Raw genomic sequence first — 22,107 nt, 5'->3', positions numbered from 1 at the left:
TTGCCGGTCTTTACTTCCTGGGCGCAGCCAGCCCCGACGGGTCGTTGAAGTAGCGGAAGAAGTCGTTGTCCGGGCTCAGCAGCATGGTCGAGCCGCCGGAACCGAACGCCTGCTTGTAGGCCTCCATGCGCCGGTAGAAGGCGTAGAAGTCCTTATCCTTGCTGAACGCCTTGGCGTAGATCTCGGTCGCGGCGGCATCCGCCTCGCCCTTCAGGACCTGCGCCTTCAGCCCGGCATCCGCCTTGATCACGGCGACCTCGCGGTCGGCCGTCGCCTTGATGCGGGCATTCTCCTCGTCGCCCTCGGCGCGAAGCTGGCCGGCCTCGCGCTCGCGGTCGGTCTTCATGCGGTTGTAGACCGACTGGGAGTTGGCCTGGGGCAGGTCGGCACGCTTGATGCGCACGTCGACCGTCTCGACCCCCAGTTCCATGGTCTTGCCGTTCACCCGCTTGGTGATCTCGTCCATCAGGTTGGCGCGCTGGTCGGTCAGCACCGCATGCAGCGGCACCGACGACAGGACGCCGCGGATTTCCGAGTTGATCAGCGAATCGAGCAGCCCGCGCAGGGTGGTCTCGCCGCCCGGCACGGTCTGCGCATAGCGCTTGGCCGCCACGATCTTGTAGCGGGCGTAGGCATCGACCACGAGGCGCTTCTGGTCGCCCGCGATGATCTCGAACTCCTCGGCTTCGTAGTCGAGCAGCCGGCGGTCGATCCGCTGGATGTCCTGCACCACCGGGATCTTGGCATAGAGACCCGGCTGGGTCTTCGGTTCGCCGACGATCGCGCCGAACTGGCGGACGAGGACCTGCTTGGTCGGATCGACCGTGTAGAAGGTCTGGGTCAGGAGAAAGCCCACGATCGCGAGCGCGATCAGGGCGAAGATCGAACGGTTGCTCATCGCGTGGCTCCCGGCAGCGGCTGAGGCGCCGGTCGGGGTTGCGGCCCCACCCCCGGCGTCTGGCTCGACCGCAGCTCAGGCAGCGGCAGATAGGGCAGGACGCCACCATTGTTAGTCGTGCCCTTGTCGACCAGCACCTTGTTCACGTTGCGCAGGACCTCTTCCATCGTGTCGAGATAGAGCCGCTCGGTGGTGATGTCCTTGGCCTTGGCCCACTGTTCGTAGACCTGGTCGAAGCGTTGGCCATCGCCGCTCGCACGCGCCACGATCTCGGCCTTGTAGGCCTCGGCGCGCTGGACGATCGATTCCGCCTCACCCTTGGCGCGCGGCAGCTGCTGATTACGGTAGGTATTGCCCTCGTTGATCAGCTTTTCCTTGTCGGCGCGTGCCGCCTGCACGTCGCGGAAGGCCGCGATGACCTCCTGCGGCGGGTCGACCCGCAACAGCTGAATCTGCGAGATGCGCACGCCCAGCCCGTATTCGTCGAGGATACGCTGCAGCAGGTCCTTGGTGTCCTGCTCGATGCGGCTGCGACCCTCGGTCTGGGCATATTGCAGGTTCGACTTGCCGATGATCTCGCGCATCGCGGCCTCGGCGCCCGCGCGCACGTTCTCCTCGGGATTGCGCACGTCGAATGCGTACTTGAACACGTCCTTGATCTGCCAGAGGACGGCGAACTCGATGTCGACGATATTCTCATCGCCGGTCAGCATCAGGTTCTCGGTCGAGGTCGGGCGCGGGCCGCGGGTATAGGGCGTCGAAACCTGGTTGCCGCGCGAGCCGATGACGGTGCGGCGCTGGTCCTGCACGTTCACGACCACGACGTTTCCGATCGGCGCGGGCAGATTGTAGTGCAGGCCGGGCTCGACCGGCTTACCGTAGGGCTTGCCGAATACCAGTTGGATCGCCTGCTGGTTGGGCTGCACGCGGAAAAAACCGGTCGCCAGCCAGATCACCAGCGCGCCGAGCACCACCAGGGCGATGCCCTTGTAGGTGCCGAAACCGCCGGGCATGAGGTTCTTGAGCCGCTCCTGGCCCTTGCGGATGACGTCTTCCATGTCGGGGGGACGCCGCGAACCGAAGGGGCCGCCACCGCCGCCGCCCCCACCGCCACGGTTGCCACCGCCACCACCCCAGGGACCGCCGCCTCCACCAGAGCCGCCGCCTCCACCGCCGCCGCCCCAGGGGCCGCCGCCGTTGTTATTCCACGCCATCGTTCACCTCAGGGCCCCTGCTTGTCGCGCGTTCGCGCGTTGTCGCTTTTGATTTCCACACGAGCTGCATATATGTGACGGCAGGCCCACCTTCAATCAAGCGGCGGACGTGAAAATGCGCCGCGGCGGAAGCAGCAGAACATGGCGGAAATAAGCGAATCGGCCATCCGGAAGGTTCTCGAAACCGTCATCGATCCGGCGACCGGCCGCAGTGTCGAAGCGCTGGGCATGGTGAGCGGCATCGCCACGCGCGCCGGTCATGTCGCGGTGACGCTCGATGTCGATCCCGCCCGCGGCACCGCCCTCGAGCCGCTGCGCCAGGCCTGCGAGCAGGCGATCCGGGCCATGCCAGGCGTCCTTTCCGCCACCGCCGTGATGACCGCCGAGCGGGCGGCGCCCCCGCCCCGCCCGGCCGCACCCTCAGCGCAAGGCAATCACGGCCATGCGCATGGGCACAACCACGGCGCCCCCGCCGGAAAGACCACGGGCGGCGGCGGCCGCATCGACGTGCCGGGCGTGAAGCACATCGTCGCCGTGGCCTCGGGCAAGGGCGGCGTCGGCAAGTCGACCACCGCAGTCAACCTGGCGCTCGGCCTCGCCGCAAACGGCCTCTCGGTCGGGCTGCTCGACGCCGACATCTACGGCCCCTCGATGCCGCGCATGCTGGGCGTGACCGAGAAGCCCGAATCGACGGACGGCAAGCAGCTGAAGCCGATCGAGCGCTTCGGGCTCAAGACCATGTCGATCGGCTACATCGTGAACGAGGACACGCCGATGATCTGGCGCGGGCCCATGGTGTCGAGCGCGCTGGAGCAGATGCTGCGCGACGTCACCTGGGGCGACCTCGACGTGCTGGTGGTCGACATGCCGCCCGGCACGGGTGACGCCCAGCTCACGCTGGCGCAGCGCGTGGCGCTGGCCGGCGCCGTCATCGTCTCGACACCGCAGGACATCGCGCTGGTCGACGCGCGCAAGGGCCTGAACATGTTCCGCAAGGTCGCCGTGCCGGTACTCGGCATCGTCGAGAACATGAGCTATTTCCTCTGCCCCAAGTGCGGCGAGCGCTCGGAGATCTTCGGCCATGGCGGCGCCCGCGAGGAAGCCGTCAAGCTCGGTGTGCCGTTCCTCGGCGAGGTCCCGCTGCATCTCGACATCCGCACCACGTCCGACAGCGGCCATCCCATCGTCGTGTCGAAGCCCGACAGCCCGCACGCGCAGGTCTACAAGAACATCGCCGGCCGGATGTGGAAGCAACTCAGCGCCAACCAGCGCGGCGCCCGCAAGGCCCCGAACATCGTGGTGCAGTAAAGGCCTGCCGTCCTGAACGAAGCGAAGGACCTGGCATCGCCACAGTGATTCCGCTCGAAAGTTACTTGCGGCGCCCGCTCGGCCGCCAGCCCACGCGCCATTTGCCGATCATGCCGTGCACGCCGATCATCGAGCCGGCGACGAGTTCGAGGGCGAGGAAGCGGCGATCCTCGACCCAGCCGGGGAGCTGGATGTTCAGTGCGAGGTCACGGCGGAAGCCGAACTGGTTGTAGTACTCGGGATCGCCCACCAGGATGATGCGGCTGTGGCCCAGCATGCGCGACTGCGCCATCGAGTGCCACATCAGTGCCTTGCCGTAGCCCATGCCGCGCAGCTCGGGCGAGATGGCGAGCGGGCCCAGCATGACGGCCGGCCACTTGTCGCTGATCAGGATCGGCCAGTTGCGAATCGACGCCACCATCCGGTCCTTCTGGTCGATGGCGACGAAGCAGAGTTCACGAATCGGCTTCACGCCCTCACGCAGCCGGTAGACCGTCTTCTGCTGGCGATCGGGTCCGAAGGCCGCCTCGTTCATCGCCTCGACCGCCCCGGCGTCGCGCGGCCGCTCGCGCAGCAGCCGCAGCCGGCCGGGATCGCGGATCACGCTTCCTGTCCGAGCGCGGCCATCAGCTCGCGCCATTCGCGGGCGCTGAGACCACTCGACTTCTGGTCGACCTTCTCGCCGGCGAGCATGCGCTTGACGATGGCGAGGCCGGTCTTGGAGAGGTGCGTGCCTCCCATGCGGTACTCGACGAAGGCGTCGTGGCTGATCGGGCACCAGCGCTTCAGCGTGTCGAGCATGGTCTCGGCATAGACGCGGATCTCGTACTGCGCATGGGCGTCGGCGCGCAGCGAGAGGAAATGCATCAGGTTGTGGAGGTTGGTCTTCCAGTACCACTGCGTATAGAAGCCCAGCGACAGGTTCATGCGGGCGAGTTCGCGCGCGAGGCCCGAGCGCTCGGGGTCGAGCGGCGCCCCGCCCTCTCCCTCGTTCAGCATCTCGAGATAGTGCTCGTAGACCAGCTCGGCGTCCTTCTTCAGCAGGCCGAAGACCCGCTCGGCTTCCTTGCCCGTCAGCACCTGGTCGCGGCCCTGCCGGTTGTTCGCGCTCTGGGCCGCGAGATGCTCGGGCCTGGGCAGGTAGAACTCGTTGTCGAGGATCGAGTAGCGCGCGGAATATTCGTTCACATTGGCGGTGCGATGGCGGATCCACTGGCGCGCCACGAAGATCGGCAGCTTCACGTGGTACTTGATCTCGCACATCTCGAACGGCGTCGTGTGCCGGTGCCGCATCAGGTAGTTGATGAGCCCGCGATCCTCGCTCACCTTCTTGGTGCCGCGGCCGTAGCTCACGCGCGCCGCCTGCACCACGGCCGCGTCGTCGCCCATGTAGTCGACGACCCGGACGAAGCCGTGATCGAGCACGGGCAGCGCCTGGTAGAGGATTTCCTCCAGCGCCGGAGCGACGGGTCGCAAGGTCGGCTGGGCGCCGGCCCTGGCCTGGTCGATTTCTGCCTGCTGGTCGCTGGAGAGGGGCATCGTTTCGCGGTCCTTGTTTGCGCCGGACTTTATGGGCGCAGCGGACGGTGGGCCATGGGAAAACTTCACGCGACCGGGCGCGGACTGGGCGCCGGGGATGGCCTTCAAAAAGCCGGGCGGAGCGCCTATATAGAGCGCGTCGGGAAACCGACTATGGCGATAAACGCCGCGTGAAATAAGCGTTTCGGACCCGGGGGCAGTACCCGGCGCCTCCACCATTCTTCTCCGCACCCGGGACTTCCCGTGGGGCGGAACCGATGGGGGCGAACCAGGATCGACGAGCGTGGTAAAGGCGCGGTTTTTGCCCGGTATGGTTCCGCCGTGACGGGCCATTCACAAGTGCTAACGATAACACCGTTACACTCGCTGCTGCCGCCTAAACAGCGGACGTAAGCGCGGTCCGGGGGGCACCGGGCAACAGAAGCCCCCCACTCATTCCCCGGTCATCTCCGCTTTCCTTCCCGGCGATTGACCGCTATTGCCATCGTTGACTCTCCCGCACCGCGGGCCGATGCTTTCACGAAATTTCCGACAGGCCATGAACGATCGCTTTCACTACGACGCTCTCGTCGACGATGCGCTGCGCAGCGTCGTGCGACGCGTGCTGACTCAGGTCGCGGAATCGGGCCTCCCGGGCTCGCATCATTTCTACATCAGCTTCCGCAGCGGCGATCCCGGCGTGGAACTGCCGGAGTATCTGCGCGCGAAGTATCCCGAAGAGATGACGATCGTTCTGCAACACCAGTACTGGGATCTCATCCTGCACGACGATTCGTTCGAAGTGACGGTGAGCTTCAACAAGCAGCAGGAGCGCATCAAGGTTCCGTTCGCGGCCCTCTCCGCCTTCGTCGATCCGTCGGTGCGCTTCGGCCTGCAGTTCGACCGTCGCGACAAGACGGGCGAGAAGCTCGATGGCGCGCCCGCTCCCGTAGGCGCTTCCGAGCCGACACCGCTACCGGTGCCGGAAAAGCGGCCCGCGGCCGCGCCCACCGAGGGCGAGGACGGTCAGGCGCCCGCCGAAGCCGCCGCCGACGATGCGGCCAAGCCCGAGGACGCCGCCTCCAAGGTCGTCAAGCTCGACAGCTTCCGAAAGAAGTAGCTAGACGCCGCGCCCCGGCTGCGGCAGGAAACCGGCGCCCCGACAGGGTCGCCAGGAGAAGACGCATGCCCGAATTCCAGTTCCAGGAAATGTTCCCGAGCCACGAGGACACGACGTCCTACCGCAAGCTCACTTCGGACTTCGTCGGCACCGCCAAGTTCAACGGCCGCGACGTGCTGACCGTCGAGCCCGAGGCGCTGACGACGCTCACCGCGGCCGCCTTCCACGACATTTCCCATCTGCTGCGCCCGGGCCATCTCCAGCAGCTGCGCAACATCCTCGACGACGGCGAGGCGTCCGACAACGACCGCTACGTGGCCCTCGAATTGCTGAAGAACGCCAACATCTCGGCCGGCGGCGTGCTGCCGATGTGCCAGGACACCGGCACCGCGATCGTCATGGGCAAGAAGGGCCAGGCGGTGTGGACCGGCGGCGGCGACGAGGAAGCGATCGCCCGCGGCGTCTACAAGACCTACACCGAGACCAACCTGCGCTACTCGCAGGTCTCGCCGCTGTCGATGTTCAAGGAAGTGCAGACCGGCACCAACCTGCCGGCGCAGATCGACATCTACGCGACCGACGGCGACGCCTACAAATTCCTGTTCGTCGCCAAGGGCGGCGGCTCGGCCAACAAGACCTACCTGCACCAGCAGACTCCGGCCGTGCTGAACGAGGCCTCGCTGCTCAAGTTCCTCGACACGCAGATCCGCACGCTGGGCACCGCGGCCTGCCCGCCCTACCACCTGGCCATCGTGGTCGGCGGCACCTCGGCGGAGATGAACCTCAAGACGGTGAAGCTCGCCTCGACGCGCTACCTCGACGATCTGCCCGGCGAGGGTAACAACAAGGGCGTGGCCATCCGCGATCGCGAGATGGAGCACAAGGTGCTGGAGCTCACCCGCCAGATGGGCATCGGCGCTCAGTTCGGCGGCAAGTATTTCTGCCACGACGTGCGCGTGATCCGCATCGCCCGCCATGGCGCATCGGTGCCGATCGGCATCGGCGTCTCCTGCTCGGCCGACCGCCAGGCCGTCGGCAAGATCACGAAGGACGGCGTCTTCCTCGAACAACTCGAGACCAACCCGGCGCAGTTCATGCCGGACGTCGAACCCAAGCAACTCTCGGGCAACGTCGTGTCGGTCGACCTCGACAAGGGCATGGCGCACACGCTGTCGGTGCTGACGAAGCATCCGGTGAAGACCCGCGTGAACCTCACGGGCACGCTGATCGTGGCCCGCGATTCCGCGCACGCCAAGCTCAAGGAGCGGCTCGACCGCGGCGAGGGCCTGCCCGACTACTTCAAACAGTTCCCGGTCTATTACGCCGGCCCGGCCAAGACGCCGACCGGCATGGCCTCGGGCTCGTTCGGCCCGACCACGGCCGGCCGCATGGACTCCTACGTCGATCTCTTCCAGGCCAACGGCGGCTCGATGGTGATGCTGGCCAAGGGCAACCGCAGCAAGCAGGTCGTCGACGCCTGCAAGAAGCACAAGGGCTTCTATCTCGGCTCGATCGGCGGCCCTGCCGCCATCCTGGCGCAGAACGTCATCAAAAAGGTCGAGGTGCTGGAATATCCGGAACTCGGCATGGAAGCGATCTGGCGCATCCAGGTCGAGAACTTCCCGGCCTTCATCATCACCGACGACAAGGGCAACGATTTCTTCAGCGACCTGAAGATCTGAACCCCGCCTTTCCTCCCCCCGTTCGACGGGGGAGGAGAGGAAATCAGCCGCGGCAGCCTTCTTCCTTCGCGCACCAGCGGTCGATCCAGGCATCACCGGTATGGGCGCTGATGACGTGCAGCCAGGCTCCGCGGCAGCCGAGGACGCGGAAGGTTTCCTCGCCGCCTTCGAGTGACGCGAGCTTCGGCCCCATGACACCAGGCCGGCTCCGGACATCGACCGGACCGCTCACCCGCGCATCGACCATCAGCAGGTCGGCCGGCATCCAGCCCTGGGCCTCGCCGTCGGCCGTCGAGATCCGCGCCCAGCCGCCCTGGCTGCCGGAAAGACGCACGATCGTCCGCGCCCCATCGGTTCCGGACACGCGCGCCTGGACGCGGCCGACGACCGGGGCGCCCATGGCCGGCTCGGCGCGCAGCGGCACGAACTCGCCCGGCTGGAGCCATGTATAGGAATCGGTCGGCGTGCATGCATCGCCCTGCCCGGTGCTGACGTCGACGGAACGCTCGACGACCGCGAACCCCGCAAGCACGGCGACCGTGCCGATCATGGCGCGGATCATCGTAGCCCTTCCCACTTCCGGCCGACGGCTCCCCAGCCAACGACCCCTTCACCCGTCGCCGTTGTAGGACCGGGTTGCAGCGACGTCGTGGCGCGCTTTGTAAGAATTGTTTCGCATCGCCTGCGGTTTCGGGATCGATCGGCCCGGCCACGCGCTACACTGGCGGTCATGGACCTCGCCAAGCAGCACCTCGACATCGGCCTCTTCTCGACCAACCGCGACGACCAGCTCGCCTTCTGGCAACAGACCGTCGGCCTGCCCTACGACCACATGGGCAAGCTGGGCGGCGGCATGCAGCAGCACCGCCACCACATGAACGGCTCGATCCTGAAGATGAACCATTCGCGCGGGCCGCTCCCCGACGCGCCGCCCTCGGGCATCGTCGGCCTGGAAATCGCGCGAGAGGGGCTGACCGCACCGCAGGCGCTGGCCGATCCCGACGGCAACAAGGTGACGCTGGTGCCGAAGGGCCTGAACGGCGTCGAGGGCATCGCGATCCTGCTCAGGGTCAACGATCCGGCCGCCCATGACCGGTTCTGGACGCACGCCATGCAGTTCGAGCGCGCCGGCGAGGGCCGCTATCGCTGCGGCGACTCGCTGGTCGTGGTGGCGGAAAAGGGCAAGGTCGAGAGCGCGGTCGGCCAGTGGCGCGGCCCCGGCTATCGCTACATGACGGTGCAGGTGTGGGATTGTCTCGCCGAGTATGCCGGCATCCTCGAACGCGGCGGCACCTCGGGCGGCGAACCGCGCGTACTGGGCGACACGGTGCGCTACGCGTTCGTCTGCGATCCCGACGGCAACCACATCGAAATCAGCCAGCGCGCGTCGCTCACGGGCGGCACTCTCTGACCCGTCGCCCCTGCGGGGCACCTCCCCATTCAGATTGGCAGGGGTTGGCGCCTTACGCAGACGGAGGGGTCATCGCTTCGATTGAAGCGAGACGAGCGAACTAACGCTTGTTCCTACGCGCCTTGCGGGCGGCGTAACGGGCGTCGCGAGCGGCCTTCTGCTCGGCCTCGGTCAGCACCGGCTTGGCCTTGCGGCGGGCCAGGCGCTCGGCCTCGGCGGCAGCCGCCGCTGCGGCGGCCTCCGCGGCTGCGGCGGCGGCAGCCTCTTCGGCGGCAATCCGGGCAGCCTCACGCTCGGCCGCGATCCGCGCCTCCTCGGCCCTCCTGGCTTCCCGGCGCTCGGCCTCGCGGGCTTCGCGAGCCGCCGCGACGGCAGCGCGCTCGGCCTGCTTCTTGAGGAGTTCCGGATCGTTAGCCTTGGCCTTTGCCTTCTCGAGCAAGGCCTGCTTGGCCGCCGCGGCGGTCGCCAGGCGATCGCCGAAATCCACGTTCCTTCCGCTCATGGTCCTTTTCTTTACTCCGCCGCCGCAGCGGCCTGCTTCTTGGCCCGCTTGCGATCCTCGAGATTGAGGAACCGCTTGCGGAGCCGGATCGATTTCGGGGTGATCTCGACGAGTTCGTCGTCCTCGATATACGCGATCGCCTGCTCGAGCGACATCTTGCGCGGGGGCGTGAGGCGGACCGCCTCGTCCTTGCCCGCAGCACGGATGTTGGTGAGCTGCTTGCCCTTAAGCACGTTGATCTCGAGATCGGTGCCGCGGCTGTGCTCGCCGATGATCATGCCCATGTATACGGGCACGCCGGGCTCGATGAACATCGGGCCGCGATCCTCGAGCTTCCACATCGCGTAGGCGACCGAGATGCCCTCTTCGTTGGCGATCAGCGCGCCGTTGCGGCGGCCGGCGATCGGGCCGCGATAGGGACCGTATTCGTGGAACAGGCGATTCATCACGCCCGTGCCGCGCGTGTCGGTCAGGAACTCGCCGTGATAGCCGATCAGGCCGCGCGACGGGGCGTAGAACACCAGGCGGGTCTTGCCGGCGCCGGACGGGCGCATGTCCTGCAGCTCACCCTTGCGCAGCGAAATCTGCTCGACGACGGCGCCGGTATAGGCGTCGTCAACGTCGATCACGACTTCCTCGATCGGCTCCAGCCGCTGGCCGGTGACCGGATCGGTCTTGAACAGCACCTTCGGGCGGCCGACCGCGAGCTCGAAGCCCTCGCGGCGCATCGTCTCGATCAGCACGCCAAGCTGCAGTTCGCCGCGACCCGCGACTTCGTACGAATCGGCGTTCTCGGTGTCGGTGACGCGGATCGCCACGTTGCCCTCGGCCTCGCGCATCAGGCGCGCGCGGATCATCCGGGTCGTGACCTTGTCGCCCTCGCGGCCGGCCAGCGGCGAGTCGTTCACCATGAAGGTCATGGCGAGCGTCGGCGGATCGATCGGCTGCGAGGTGATCGGCTCGGAGATCGTGAGGTCGCCCAGCGTGTCGGCCACGGTCGCGACCTTCATGCCGGCAATGGCGACGATATCGCCCGCTTCCGCCGATTCAAGCGCCACGCGCTCGAGACCACGGAATGCCAGGATGCGCGTGATGCGGGTCTGCTCGAGCTCCTTGCCGTCGCGGCCCAGCGCCTTGACCATCGTGTTGGGCTTGATCGAGCCCGACAGGATGCGGCCGGTCAGGATGCGGCCGAGAAAGTTGTCGGCCTCGAGCGTCGTCACCAGCATGCGGAAGGCGGGATCCGGGTCGATCTTCGGCGCCGGTACATGGTTCACCAGCAGCTCGAAGAGTGGCGTCATGTCCGTGTGCTCGGCCTCCAGCGAGGTCGCGGCCCAGCCCTGGCGGGCCGACGCGAAGAGCGTGGGGAAGTCGAGCTGCTCGTCGGACGCTTCGAGCGCCGAGAACAGGTCGAAGACCTCGTCGTGGACTTCATGGGCACGGGCGTCCGAGCGATCGACCTTGTTGATCAGCACGATCGGCTTCAGGCCGAGGCGCAGCGCCTTGCCCAGCACGAACTTGGTCTGCGGCAGCGGGCCTTCGGCCGCATCGACCAGCAGCACCACGCCGTCGACCATCGACAGGATGCGCTCGACCTCGCCGCCGAAATCGGCGTGGCCGGGCGTGTCGACGATGTTGATGCGCGTGCCGCGCCATTCCACCGAGGTCGCCTTGGCGAGGATGGTGATACCCCGCTCGCGCTCGAGGTCGTTCGAGTCCATGGCGCGCTCGGCCACCTGCTGGTTCTCGCGGAAAGTGCCGCTCTGCTTCAGCAGGCAATCGACCAGAGTGGTCTTGCCATGGTCGACGTGCGCGATGATCGCGACGTTGCGGATATCCATGATGATTTGTCCGGAGGGGGTTGGATTGGGCGCGCTTATACGCACGCTCTGTGACGGCGGCAAGGCAGGGAGAGAGGCGTCTTGCCGCTGCCATGGGCCGCTGTCACAGTCCGGCCATGCGCAAACGGTCGGTCACCATCGATGGCCATCGCACCAGCATCTCGCTGGAAGATGCCTTCTGGGCCGAGCTTCAGACCCTGTCCGGGGAGCGCGGACTGCCGTTGAACGCCCTGGTCGCCCAGATCGACCATGCCCGGGCCGGCACCGGCGGAAACCTGTCGAGCGCGCTGCGGCTCTACGTGCTCGAGGAACTTAAGCGGCGCACGATCAGTCGAGCCTGAAGCCCTTGGTGCGCACGAATGCGCCGAAATCGGCCCGCTCCGGCACCGAATATTGCCGCGCCTTGTCTTCCGACCAGCCATAGGCGGGGTCTTCGCCGAATTTATCCACGAACCGCTGGGATTTGTAGGGCTGGGTCTCGTTGCGCCGCCGGTCGTAGGCCTCGATCTTCTCCCGCAGCCCGGTCTCGTCGTAGCGGTCACGGTGAATCGACACGTCCAGCCCGAGCCGGGGACTCATCACCCCCTCGAAGGACGGCCAGCCCACGCCGAGCCCGGCAACCGGAAAAACATGCTGCGGCAGGCCCAGCACGTCCGAAACCTGAGCGGCCTGGTTGCGGATCTGGCTGATCGGGCAGGTCCCGAGGCCGACGCGGTCGGCGGCGGCGATGAAGGTGGCGAGCGCGATGCCGGCATCGACGGCGGCATTGAAGAACGGGTCGAGATGGTCGTTCACGAACGGACGGCCACGCCATTCGAACAGCAGCCGGTGGCGGCGATTGTTGGCGCAGAAGACCAGCAGCGCCGGGCCGGCCGCCGCCCAGGGGTTCTCCGGAATGAGGGCCTGGAGCTTTTCCCGCTGGGCCTTGTCGGTGACGATCACGATGTCGGCCTGCTGCAGGTCACTCTTGGAGGGCGCCGACAACGCCACCGCGCAGAGCGTGTCGAGCAGCGCGGGATCGAGCGGCCGGTCAGAATAGCGGCGCACCACGCGCCGGTTGGCCATCTCGGCCAGGACCTCGACGCCCCGCGGCGCCTCGTTCAGCGCCGGCGCGGAACCGAACCGCGCCTTCAGGACGGACTTGAGACGATCGAGCACGGCTACTCCTCAGCGACCGAAGATGTTGGGGATGGGGATCGGGATGTTGGGGATGATGGACCGCGGCACCTGCTCGAGCTGCTGGACGCCCGGCAGGGTGCTGATCATGCCCGGGGGGTCCTTGGCAGTGCCGCGCGAGACGTTGAGCGACGGCGAGGACATTGAGCCGCGCGCGCTCGTGATCAGATAGGGCGCGGACCCATCCTCGGCGATGTAGAAATTCACCGTCGTATCGGTGGTCGAGGCGACGAGATTGGTGCGCGTGGAAATCCGTGCCGTCGCGCGATTGCCCTGCACTGCGAGGCCCCGGTCGGTCAGCACCCCGCCCGCGATGTCGATATGGCCCGAAATCGGGCTGTCGTGGTTCACGAAGCGGTTCAGCACCAGCGAGATCGCGTTCAGCATGCTGGTGGGCGACATGCCGCGCTGGCCGATCGCGCCCAGCATGTTGCCCAGCGTCTGGTCGATCACCGTGCTGGCGGCGCCCGCCGCCATCGAGCCCAGCATCTGCAGCGCCTTGTCGGCGCCGATAAAGATATGACCGCCGAGCTGGGCGCCGCCGGCCATCGAGGCGCGGATCTGGTCCGCCGTCGTGCCGCCGCCGCGCACCGTGATTCCGGTGGCGTTCAGCTTGCCGTCGACGGTCACCTTGATGGCGCTGCCGAACTCGTTGGTGCCCGAGGTGCTGCGCAGCATCTGGCCCAGGAAGATGTTGGTGGCATCGCCGCGGAAATCGAAGGAGAGCGCGGGTTGCGTGGCGTTCACGGTGCCCGCCATGGCCAGCGAGCCGCCGAACAGCGAGCCCTTGAACTGCTGCACCGTGAGGATGCCGTCCTTGAGCGTGGCAGCGAGTTCGGCGTTGCCGATGCGCATCGGCCCGCTGATCAAGGTGCCGGCGGCCAGCTTCAGCGAACCGTCCATGCTGCGCAGGGGCCCGGTGTCGATCGGCTTGGCCGCGGCCGCCTGCCCGCGGCCCGCGGGCCGCTGCGCCGCGCTTCCCCCGCCGCTGCCGCCGATCCGCTCGAGGTCGAGCATGGTGGCGCGCAGGTCGGCGTTGACGGTCGTCCGGCCGGTCAGCCTGGCGTCGATCGAGCCGTCGAGCGACTGGCCGTTGAGCACGAGGTTGCCCTTGTAGCTTGCCGATTGCGGCGCGCCCTTGGACGCGCCCGGCAGCGCCAGGGTACCGGTCGCCTTGACGCTCTGGCCCGCCATGCTCACCGCGACGTCGCGCAGGGTGAGCTGCTCGAGGCTGCCCGCGATGCCGCCGCTGGCGCTCACCGCGCCGAGGTCCGACGGCGCCGTGGTGCCCGCGACCTTCAGCACCCGGCTGAGGTCTGGCGCCTCGAAATTGAACGCGACGTCGGGCCGCGGCGTCGGCGCCGAATAGTTGGCGATCGTGCCGCGCACCGCGAGGCGCCCGCCTCCGAGATTCGAGACCTTGATGTCGTTGAGGCGCAGCGTGCTGCCCTGCAGCGCCACGTCGACATCCAGGCCCTGGACCGTCTCCTTGTTGTAGATCAGCCGGGCGACCTTCGCCTTCAGTCCCACCGTCGGCCCGACGGCGGCGGGCCCCGACGCCCGGGCCGGTGCGGCCGGCGACGGCGCCGCGCCCTGCGGCGCCGATGGCGACTTCGCCAGGAAGGAATCGAGGTCGAGCGTATCGAGATTGATGCTGGTCACGATGGACAACGGCACACTGAAGGTCACCGTCACGCCGCCGCTGCCCTTCAGGTCGTCGAGTTCGAAGACCGCGTCGCTCACCTGCACGTTGCCGCCGGTGGAGGACATGCGGCCGCGCAGGCTGAGCTTCTGCAGCTTGGACGGCGGCACGGACGAAACATCGACGGCGAGCCAGGCCAGCGTCTCGCGCAGCTTGGGCCCGACCAGGCTGAACTGTCCGGTGACTCCGGGCCGCGCGGCGTCGCCGGTCAGGGTGGACTGCGCCTGCAGCACCATGTCGCCGGGCAGGGTCGCGGCGAGCTTCGGCACCGCGACGGCGCCGCCCTTGGCCTCGAGTTCCAGTGCCACGTTGCGGACCGGCTGCCGGTTGTAGATCAGTTCGCCGATCTCGAAGGCGAGCTTGGCGTTGATGTCGCCGAACAGGCTGCCGCCCGGGGCGCTCGCGCCCGTCGAAGGAGTCGCGGCCTGGGGCGCGGCCGGCCCGGACGGTGCAGCCGCCGCGGCCGGCGCGGTCGAGGACGGAGGCGCCTGCAGTGCCGCCAGCCAACGGTCGAGATCGAGCTTCGGTACCACCAGCTTGCCCTCGACCGCGGACCTCGGCTTCAGCGTGACGGCGATCGAACCGGATCCGCTGTCCTGTCCGAGCGCCATCTTGAAGTCGCGCGCGGAGACGGCGGCCTGCGACAGGTCGACGGCGCCGTCGAAGCTGAACTTGCCGGCGAGCAACGGCGGCAGGATGGGCTCGGGCTGGCCGGCGAGTTTCACCAGCGTGCCGACGAACGTGGTGAGCGATTCGGCGGACACGGAGGCGACGCCGACGACTCGCGCCGCCGCCCCGAGTTCGCTCAGCTTGCCCTTGAAGCCGAGCTTTCCGCCGCCGGCCTCCAGCGAGACATCGGCCGTGTGCCCGTCGGCGCCGCGCGCGCCGACCGCGAGGTCGATCTTCAGGGGGGCGCCGTTCACCGTGGCGCCGCCGGCCAGCGTATAGGGTCCGTCGATCGACCCCACCGACGCCGAGAAGTTCGCCTTTTCGCCGACCACGGAGAGGCCGGCCTTCGAATCGCTGAAGATCAGCGTGCCGTTGTCGATGGTCAGGCGACCGAGCGACAGCGGCCGTGCCGAGCTGGGCTTGGCGGCGGCGGGCTTCGCTTCCGCGACCGATGGCGCGAACTCCCAGTTCGGCTTGCCCTGGGCATTGATCTCCAGAACGATCTTTGGCTCGACCAGCGTCACCTCGCCCACCTCGATCCGGCCGACGAGCAGAGGAAGCAGCGAGGGCTGCACCGTGACCGACTTGACCTCGACCATGTTGGCGTTCTTCGAGCCGGCGGCATTGAAGAACTTAACGCCCGTCACGGAAACGGTCGGCGTGGGCAGCAGCGAGAGCGAGATGGGTCCGTCGATCACGAGGTCGCGGCCGGTCGCCGCCTTGACCTGCTGGACGATCAGCGGCTTGTAGGAATTGACGTTTACCAGAGCGGGCGCGGCGATGAGGCCGGCGAGGAGCAAGGCGACGAAACCGCCGCCGCCCATCAGGAGACGCTTGCGTGTGGTTGGTGTCATGGCAGGCCTCCCCGGTCCGGCTCGCCTTCAACACTAGCGTATCGGCTCCACGCGCGGCATAGAGAAATCGAGGAACGATCCATGGCCGACATCGTGAACCTGCGACGCGCCCGCAAGGACAAGGCGAAGCGCGAACGCGAAGCGGAAGCCGACGCCAATCGCCGGCGCTTCGGCCGCACTCGCGCGCAGAAAGAAGCCGACAGGGACACGGCAGAACGCACCGTACGCACGCTCGACGGCAAGCGGCTGGAGCCGGAGCAGAAAGACTGACTGCTGCTACGCTTCCCTTGTCGTCCTGAACGAAGCGAAGGACGGCGATCAACGCGCCGTTCGGTTGATCGCCAGGCGTTCGAAAAAGGTGCGCGTGCCCTGGTCCGCGCCGGGCCCCGCCACGGCGCGCACGTTGGTGAGTTCCAGCCGACGACCGCTCGCCGCATCGATCAGAACGGGATCGAGCGGCCGGTTGTCCGCACGGTCGACCAGCTCCATCGGCTTGCCGCCGCGCGCGGCGGCGCCGAAGCGGTCGCCCCACTGCTTCAGCCCGACGATCACCGTGAACAGCGCCGCACCCTTCTCGGTAAGGCGATACTCGTGGCGCAGCGGACGCTGGCGATACGCGGTCTTGCGGAAGATGCCGGCCTCCACCAGCTTCTTCAGCCGCGCGGTCAGCACGTTGCGCGCGATGCCGAGATTCTCCTGGAAGTCGTCGAAGCGGCGCACGCCGTAGAACGCGTCGCGCACGATCAGCAGCGTCCACGGCTCACCGACGACGTCGAGCGCCGAGGCGATCGAGCAGTTCATCTGTTCGTAGGAGGTCCGCCGCATGACCGAAAGTATAGGGCGACGAACGCGCGGCGCAATCTAGGGACGCGGGCCGAGTCTCAGGATCAGATAGCCCACGATTGCCGACAGCAGCGAACCTGCAAGAACGCCCAGTCGAACCTGCGATTCGAACTGGGGATCGGGAAAGGCCAGCGTGCCGATGAACAGGCTCATCGTGAAACCGATGCCGCCGAGGATCGAGACGCCGTACAGCGAGCGCCACGATCCGCCCGCCGGCATCGACGCAAGGCCGAGCGCGATCAGCAGGCCGGCGCCCAGCACGATGCCGACCTGCTTGCCGATGAACAGTCCCGCCAGGATGCCGAGCGGTATGGGCGCGGCCAGCGCCGACAAGGACAGGCCCGCGAGGGGCAGGCCCGCGTTGGCGAAGGCGAAAACCGGCATGATGAACCAGGCCGACCAGGGCTTGAGGACGTGCTCGAGCCAGATCGCGGGCCGCGCCCCGTCGGCCTCGCCGGCCGACTTCAGCGGGATGAACATGGCGAGCGCGACGCCGGCCAGGGTCGCGTGCACGCCGGACTTCAGGACGGCGACCCACAGCACGGCACCGATCAGGATATAGGGCGCGAGCCGGCGTATGCCGAGACGATTGAGCCCCGCCAGAACGAGCAGGCAGAAGGCGGCCGCCACGATCGACAGCATCGACAGATCGCTGGTGTAGAACACCGCGATCACCAGGATGGCGCCGAGGTCATCGACGATCGCCAGCGTGGTCAGGAACACCTTGAGGGCCAGCGGCACCCGGCTGCCGAGCGCCGCCAATACGCCCAGGGAGAAGGCGATATCGGTCGCCGCGGGGATCGCCCAGCCGCGGAGCGCCACCGGATCGGACCAGTTCAGGGCGGCATAGATCGCCGCCGGCACGACCATTCCGCCGACCGCGCCGGCGATCGGAAGGGCCACCTGAGAGGGCCGCGAGAGTTCGCCCTCCACGACCTCGCGCTTGATCTCCAGCCCGACCAGCAGGAAGAAGACCGCCATCAGCCCGTCGTTGATCCACAGCAGCAGCGGCTTGTAGACGCCGAACCCCTGAAGCTCGTACCCGACCTTGGTTCCCAGCAGCGCCTGCACGGCCTCGCGCAGCGGCGAATTGGCGAGCACCAGGGCCAGGATGGCGGCCGCGAGCAGGGGCAGGGCGGAGGCGGCCTCGCTGTCGATGAAGGCCTTGAAGCGATTGGTCGGCGGATGAGCTGCCACTTCCGATCTCCCTCAAAAGCAGAACGCCCGGGTCTTGCGACCCGGGCGTTCCTTAACGGTCGGTCCGGTCGGGCTAGTCGCGCGACTGGCCCATGAAGCTCATCAGGAACTGGAACAGGTTCACGAAGTCCAGGTACAGGCTGAGGGCGCCGAACACGGCGACCTTCTCGATCATGTCCGTGCCCCAGGCCTCGGAATACTGTTCCTTGATCTTCTGGGTGTCGTAGGCGATCAGGCCCGAGAAGATCAGCACGCCAGCGGCCGAGATGATGAAGCTCATCGTGCCCGACGGCCAGATCATGTTGACGATGCCGGCCAGCAGCAGGCCGATCACGCCCATGAACAGGAACTTGCCCATCGCCGTTAGGTCACGCTTCGTCGTGTAGCCGTAGAGGCTCAGCGCGCCGAACGCGGCGGCGGTCACGAAGAAGGTGCGCGCGACGCTGGCACCGGTGTAGCGGAACAGCAGCAGCGACAGGCTGACGCCCATCAGTGCCGTGACCGTCCAGTAGACCGCCTGTACCGCGGCGGTGCTCATCTGAGCGGCGCGGAACGAGACGAGCAGCAGCAGGCCGAGCGGCGCGAAGATCGCGATCCAGCCCAGCACGTTCAGGCCGACGACGCGACCCGACTGCACCTGGAAGAACAGGCTGGCGAGTTCCGGCGAGCTGAACAGACCGAATGCCACGATGCCCGACAGCGCGAGCCCCGAAGCCATGTAGTTGTACACCCGCACCATGTGGGCGCGGAGACCGACATCAAACGACGCCTGGTCGGCGACTGTGCCGGCGCGATTGAAGGTGCCGAAGTTCGGATTTGCCATTTTGGTTCAAGCCTCCAAGGGGGCCTCGTTGTTTGCCGAGCCCCTTCGCGAATAATCTGGGGTTACAGCGCGACTGAATCAATAGCCAATACGCACGCCGGGATTCCAATTTGGCCCCGTGTTGGGAAACGATTAACTCACTCGTTGCGCAACAAGGCAAGAGGCCGTTGCCTCAATGCCGCCAAAGTTCCTGCCAGCCCGAAGGCCAGGGTGAGTGCCATGGCGCCCAGCGCCACCGCCACCGCAACGGTCGGCAGGAAGGTCCATTCGAGATTCATCAGGCGGCGGACCACCAGGTAGGCTGCCAGCGTGCCCACCCCCAGGGCCGCGACGGCAGTGGCGAGGCCCAAAAAGGCGAATTCCCAGGCGAAGGTCCCGGCGATGCGCGCCCGGGTCGCGCCCAGCACCTTCATGACCACGGCCTCGTGAACGCGCCGGCGCTGGGTGGCAAGCATCGCCCCCGCCAGCACCAGGACGCCCGCCAGGATACTGAGGAAGCCGATGACCCGGCTGGCCAGGCCGATATTGCCCAGAACCCCGGCGGCCGTCTCGATGGCGTCGCGGATCCGCACCACGGTCACGTTGGGGAACTGGTCGGTGACCGCCTTGAAGATCGCCTCCTCGGCCTCCGGCGTCGCCTTCACCGTGGCGAGGAAGGTATGCGGCGCCTTGTCGAGGGTGCCGGGCGAATAGACGAAGACGAAGTTGATGGACAGCGTCGTCCACACGATGCGCCGCAGCGAGGCGATCTTGGCCTCGATGTCGCGACCGAGGATGTTCACCGTGATCGTATCGCCCAATCCCAGCCCGAACTGCTTGGCCAGGTTTTCGTCGAACGAGATGAGCTGCGGACCGCGATAGTCCCGCGGCCACCATTCGCCCTCCACGATCCTTGACCCTTCGGGGGGCGTCGCCGAATAGGTCACGCCGCGGTCGCCCTCGACCGCCCAGCGCGCGTCGGACGGCACGGCGATCTCGCTCACCGGCTTGCCGCCGATCTTGACGATGCGGCCGCGCAGCGACGGCACCTTGTCGAGGGTCCCGGCTCCCGGAATCGCGGCGATCGCCTTTTCGAAGGCCGGCATCTGGCTCGACTGGATGTCGACGAAGAAGAAAGCCGGGGCATCGCCCGGAATGCGCTTGGTCAGCTGCTCGCGCAGATTGCCTTCGATGAGGGCCGTGGCCACCAGCACGGTGAGACCGAGCCCCAGCGAGAGCATGACGATGGGCGTCGGCGCCCCCGGCCGATGCAGGTTGGCCAGCGCCAGGCGCAGCGCCGCGAACTTCGGCTTGCCGACCCACGCCGCCCCCAGCATCAGCAGCCGTGCCAGCAGCGGGAAGGCGATGAAGGCGCCGACCGAGCCCAGCACGAAATAGGCCGCGATGCGGCGGCTGTCGGCGGTGAAGATGGTGAAGGCCGCAAGCGCCATGGCCGCGACGGCGATCACCAGCGCGTCGCGCCAGGCCAGCCGTCCGCCCTGATGGACGACGGCACCGCGCATCAGCGTCGCAGCCGACACGCTGCGGGCGCGCATCAAGGGTACCAGCGCAAAGAGCAGCGAGACCAGCAGGCCGAATCCCGCCGCCGTCGCCAGCGGCCCGGCATAGAGCGCCACGCGGGCGCGCACCGGCAGCACGTCTGCGATCAGCGACTGGGCCACGAACGGCAGCACCGCGCCGATCACGAGGCCGATCCCGACGCCCAGCGCCGTCAGGGCGGCGAGCTGGATGAAGTAGGTGGCGAAGACCAGCCGCTCCGGCGCGCCCATGCATTTCAGGGTGGCGATGGTCCGCAGTCGCGCGGCGAGGAAGCTCGACACGGCATTGCCCACGCCAACGCCGCCGACCAGCAGCGAGGCGAGACCGATCAGGCCGATGAACTGCGTCAGGCGATCGAGCCAGAAACGGATGCCGCCGCCGGCATCGTCGAGGCCGCGCAGCCGCCAGCCGGCGTCGGGAAAGCGCGCCTTAAGAGCGTCGATGACGGCGCGGTCGGACCGGCCCGGCGGCAGGCGCAGGCGGTACTCCCAGTTGAGCAGGCTACCGGGCTGTACCAGCCCCGATTCGACGGCGGCATCCAGCGGGATCATCAGCCGCGGACCGAGGCTGGCGAAGGCATTGAGGCCACGGTCGGGCTCGCGGGCGATGATGCCGCGCACCTCGACGGCCACGTCGCCGATCCGCAGCATGTCACCCGGCGCCATGTTCATGCGGCGCAGCGCGGATTCCTCGACCGCGGCGCCCCAGATGCCGTCGCGCCTGCCCATCGCGTTGGCGAGCGTGCCGCCATCGGCCATCTCGACCTTGCCGTAGAGCGGATAGGCCGGTTCGACCGCCTTGAGCTGGACCAGCGTCGGCCGGCCGTCGGCCTTGGTGGGCCGCGCCATGGCGCGGCTGTCGAGCCAGCGGACCATCTGGCCCTGCTCGCGCATGAAGGCCATCTGCTCCGGCGTCGCCTCGCGATAGAGCAGCGAGATCGCCACGTCGCCGCCCAGGATCTCGCGGGCGTCGGCGCGCAACCCCTCTTCGACGGCGCGGCTGAACGAGAGGATCGCCGCGATCGCCCCGACGCCCAGCGCCAGGCAGGCGATGAACAGGCGGAACCCGCCGAGGCCGCTGCGCATCTCGCGCCGGGCGAGGCGGAAGGCAAGGTTCATCGCGAGACCGTCACTGCGCGGCGAGCGCGCGCAGGCGATCGTCGGCGACCAGCAGGCCGTCGGCGATGCGCAGCACGCGGTCGCAGCGTTCGGCCAGGCCCATGTCGTGCGTGATCAGGATCAGCGTCGTATTGTCGGCGCGTGCGACCTCGAACAGCAGATCCATCACCTGCCGGCCGGTGGCGCCGTCGAGATTGCCGGTCGGCTCGTCGGCCAGCATGAGTTTCGGCCGCCCGACGAAGGCGCGGGCGACGGCGACACGCTGCTGCTCGCCGCCCGAAAGCTGCGCCGGATAGTGACCGATGCGATGGCCGAGGCCGACGCGCTTCAGCGCGGCTTCGGCAAGGTCGAACGCGTCGGAGCGTCCGGCGAACTCCAGCGGCAGCGCCACGTTCTCGTGCGCCGTCATGGTCGGAATGAGATGGAATCCCTGGAAGACGATGCCGATATGGTCGCGCCGCAGCCGGGCCCGGTCGTCGTCGTTCATCGGGCCCATGTCCCTGCCCACGACCTCGACCCGGCCGGAAGTGGCGCGCTCCAGCCCGCCGGCCACCATCATCAGGCTGGACTTGCCGGCACCCGAAGGCCCCACCACCGCCGCAATCTCGCCGGCCGGGATGTCGAGGGTGATGCCACGCAGGATATTGACCGTGCCGGCGTCACTCGCCATGTCGAGATGCACGTCGGTCAAG

The 22,107-nt window shown here is 67.7% G+C and carries 20 protein-coding genes and 1 other RNA gene; 7 read left to right on the top strand and 14 right to left on the bottom strand.

What is annotated here, in order from left to right; genetic code table 11:
* Positions 1-10: 10 nt before the first annotated feature.
* Together hflC and hflK are read right to left on the bottom strand one after the other, a co-directional pair.
* Positions 11-898, bottom strand: coding sequence for a protease modulator HflC (gene hflC / locus LJ725_RS21425; protein ID WP_230552908.1), 888 nt, complete (start codon positions 896-898; stop codon positions 11-13).
* Positions 895-2,112, bottom strand: coding sequence for an FtsH protease activity modulator HflK (gene hflK / locus LJ725_RS21420; RefSeq protein WP_230552906.1), 1,218 nt, complete (start codon positions 2,110-2,112; stop codon positions 895-897). The genes hflC and hflK overlap by 4 nt, the downstream gene beginning before the upstream one ends.
* Positions 2,113-2,253: 141 nt before the next feature.
* Between hflK and apbC the strand changes: the two genes are divergently transcribed.
* Complete coding sequence (gene apbC, locus LJ725_RS21415; RefSeq protein WP_230552904.1) at positions 2,254-3,420, top strand: iron-sulfur cluster carrier protein ApbC; 1,167 nt, start codon at positions 2,254-2,256, stop codon at positions 3,418-3,420.
* Between the two features lie 61 nt (positions 3,421-3,481).
* On the opposite strand, the gene LJ725_RS21410 is transcribed toward apbC, so the two are convergent.
* Positions 3,482-4,024 (bottom strand): GNAT family N-acetyltransferase, encoded by a 543-nt coding sequence (locus tag LJ725_RS21410; RefSeq protein ID WP_230552903.1) that lies wholly within the window; start codon positions 4,022-4,024, stop codon positions 3,482-3,484.
* Entirely contained in the window at positions 4,021-4,959 is a 939-nt protein-coding gene (gene thyX, locus LJ725_RS21405; protein WP_230552901.1) for an FAD-dependent thymidylate synthase, read from the bottom strand. The genes LJ725_RS21410 and thyX overlap by 4 nt, the downstream gene beginning before the upstream one ends.
* A gap of 99 nt (positions 4,960-5,058) precedes the next feature.
* Between thyX and ssrA the strand changes: the two genes are divergently transcribed.
* The 3 genes from ssrA (at position 5,059) to LJ725_RS21390 (ending at position 7,740) form a co-directional block, all read left to right on the top strand.
* Positions 5,059-5,392: a transfer-messenger RNA gene (gene ssrA / locus LJ725_RS21400) on the top strand.
* Between the two features lie 105 nt (positions 5,393-5,497).
* Positions 5,498-6,058 carry an SspB family protein gene (locus LJ725_RS21395; RefSeq protein WP_230552899.1) on the top strand — a complete coding sequence of 187 codons (561 nt, stop codon included), beginning with the start codon at positions 5,498-5,500 and terminating at the stop codon, positions 6,056-6,058.
* Positions 6,059-6,123: 65 nt separating this feature from the next.
* The gene (locus LJ725_RS21390) at positions 6,124-7,740 is read left to right on the top strand and encodes a fumarate hydratase (protein ID WP_230552897.1); all 1,617 of its coding nucleotides are present in this window, start codon (positions 6,124-6,126) and stop codon (positions 7,738-7,740) included.
* Positions 7,741-7,783: 43 nt separating this feature from the next.
* On the opposite strand, the gene LJ725_RS21385 is transcribed toward LJ725_RS21390, so the two are convergent.
* On the bottom strand, positions 7,784-8,302 hold the full coding sequence (locus tag LJ725_RS21385; RefSeq protein ID WP_230552895.1) for an SH3 domain-containing protein: 519 nt from the start codon (positions 8,300-8,302) through the stop codon (positions 7,784-7,786).
* Positions 8,303-8,470: 168 nt separating this feature from the next.
* On the opposite strand from LJ725_RS21385, the gene LJ725_RS21380 reads away from it, so the two are divergent.
* Entirely contained in the window at positions 8,471-9,151 is a 681-nt protein-coding gene (locus tag LJ725_RS21380) for a VOC family protein (RefSeq protein WP_230552893.1), read from the top strand.
* A 100-nt stretch (positions 9,152-9,251) separates the two neighbouring features.
* On the opposite strand, the gene LJ725_RS21375 is transcribed toward LJ725_RS21380, so the two are convergent.
* Both LJ725_RS21375 and typA read right to left on the bottom strand, forming a co-directional pair.
* On the bottom strand, positions 9,252-9,653 hold the full coding sequence (locus tag LJ725_RS21375; protein ID WP_230552891.1) for a DUF6481 family protein: 402 nt from the start codon (positions 9,651-9,653) through the stop codon (positions 9,252-9,254).
* Positions 9,654-9,664: 11 nt separating this feature from the next.
* Positions 9,665-11,494 carry a translational GTPase TypA gene (gene typA / locus LJ725_RS21370; protein ID WP_230552889.1) on the bottom strand — a complete coding sequence of 610 codons (1,830 nt, stop codon included), beginning with the start codon at positions 11,492-11,494 and terminating at the stop codon, positions 9,665-9,667.
* Positions 11,495-11,610: 116 nt separating this feature from the next.
* Here typA and LJ725_RS21365 point away from each other — a divergent pair, with 116 nt between their 5' ends.
* Complete coding sequence (locus LJ725_RS21365; RefSeq protein WP_230552887.1) at positions 11,611-11,835, top strand: ribbon-helix-helix domain-containing protein; 225 nt, start codon at positions 11,611-11,613, stop codon at positions 11,833-11,835.
* Here LJ725_RS21365 and LJ725_RS21360 read toward each other — a convergent pair.
* Both LJ725_RS21360 and LJ725_RS21355 read right to left on the bottom strand, forming a co-directional pair.
* Entirely contained in the window at positions 11,822-12,652 is an 831-nt protein-coding gene (locus tag LJ725_RS21360; protein WP_230552886.1) for a nitroreductase family protein, read from the bottom strand. The genes LJ725_RS21365 and LJ725_RS21360 overlap by 14 nt on opposite strands.
* A 9-nt stretch (positions 12,653-12,661) precedes the next feature.
* The gene (locus LJ725_RS21355) at positions 12,662-15,895 is read right to left on the bottom strand and encodes an AsmA family protein (RefSeq protein WP_230552885.1); all 3,234 of its coding nucleotides are present in this window, start codon (positions 15,893-15,895) and stop codon (positions 12,662-12,664) included.
* Positions 15,896-15,976: 81 nt separating this feature from the next.
* Here LJ725_RS21355 and LJ725_RS21350 point away from each other — a divergent pair, with 81 nt between their 5' ends.
* Positions 15,977-16,165, top strand: a complete 189-nt coding sequence (locus LJ725_RS21350) for a DUF4169 family protein (RefSeq protein ID WP_230552884.1) — start codon at positions 15,977-15,979, stop codon at positions 16,163-16,165.
* 48 nt (positions 16,166-16,213) lie between these two features.
* Here the strand turns inward: LJ725_RS21350 and LJ725_RS21345 are convergent, their stop codons facing one another.
* The 5 genes from LJ725_RS21345 to LJ725_RS21325 form a co-directional block, all read right to left on the bottom strand.
* Positions 16,214-16,720: a winged helix-turn-helix transcriptional regulator gene (locus LJ725_RS21345; RefSeq protein ID WP_230552883.1), complete on the bottom strand. Its 507-nt coding sequence runs from the start codon at positions 16,718-16,720 to the stop codon at positions 16,214-16,216.
* A gap of 36 nt (positions 16,721-16,756) precedes the next feature.
* Positions 16,757-17,935, bottom strand: a complete 1,179-nt coding sequence (gene nhaA, locus LJ725_RS21340; RefSeq protein ID WP_230552882.1) for a Na+/H+ antiporter NhaA — start codon at positions 17,933-17,935, stop codon at positions 16,757-16,759.
* A gap of 73 nt (positions 17,936-18,008) precedes the next feature.
* Positions 18,009-18,758, bottom strand: coding sequence for a Bax inhibitor-1/YccA family protein (locus LJ725_RS21335; protein WP_230552881.1), 750 nt, complete (start codon positions 18,756-18,758; stop codon positions 18,009-18,011).
* Positions 18,759-18,895: 137 nt separating this feature from the next.
* Positions 18,896-21,415, bottom strand: coding sequence for an ABC transporter permease (locus tag LJ725_RS21330; protein WP_230552879.1), 2,520 nt, complete (start codon positions 21,413-21,415; stop codon positions 18,896-18,898).
* 10 nt (positions 21,416-21,425) lie between these two features.
* On the bottom strand, positions 21,426-22,085 hold the full coding sequence (locus LJ725_RS21325; protein WP_230553107.1) for an ABC transporter ATP-binding protein: 660 nt from the start codon (positions 22,083-22,085) through the stop codon (positions 21,426-21,428).
* Positions 22,086-22,107 lie beyond the last annotated feature (22 nt).

It is taken from the genome of Reyranella aquatilis, assembly GCF_020880995.1.
In the GTDB taxonomy this organism is placed as follows: domain Bacteria; phylum Pseudomonadota; class Alphaproteobacteria; order Reyranellales; family Reyranellaceae; genus Reyranella; species Reyranella aquatilis.
The sequence above is the reverse complement of the archived record's forward strand: the minus strand, read 5'-3'. Positions and strand labels throughout refer to the sequence as shown.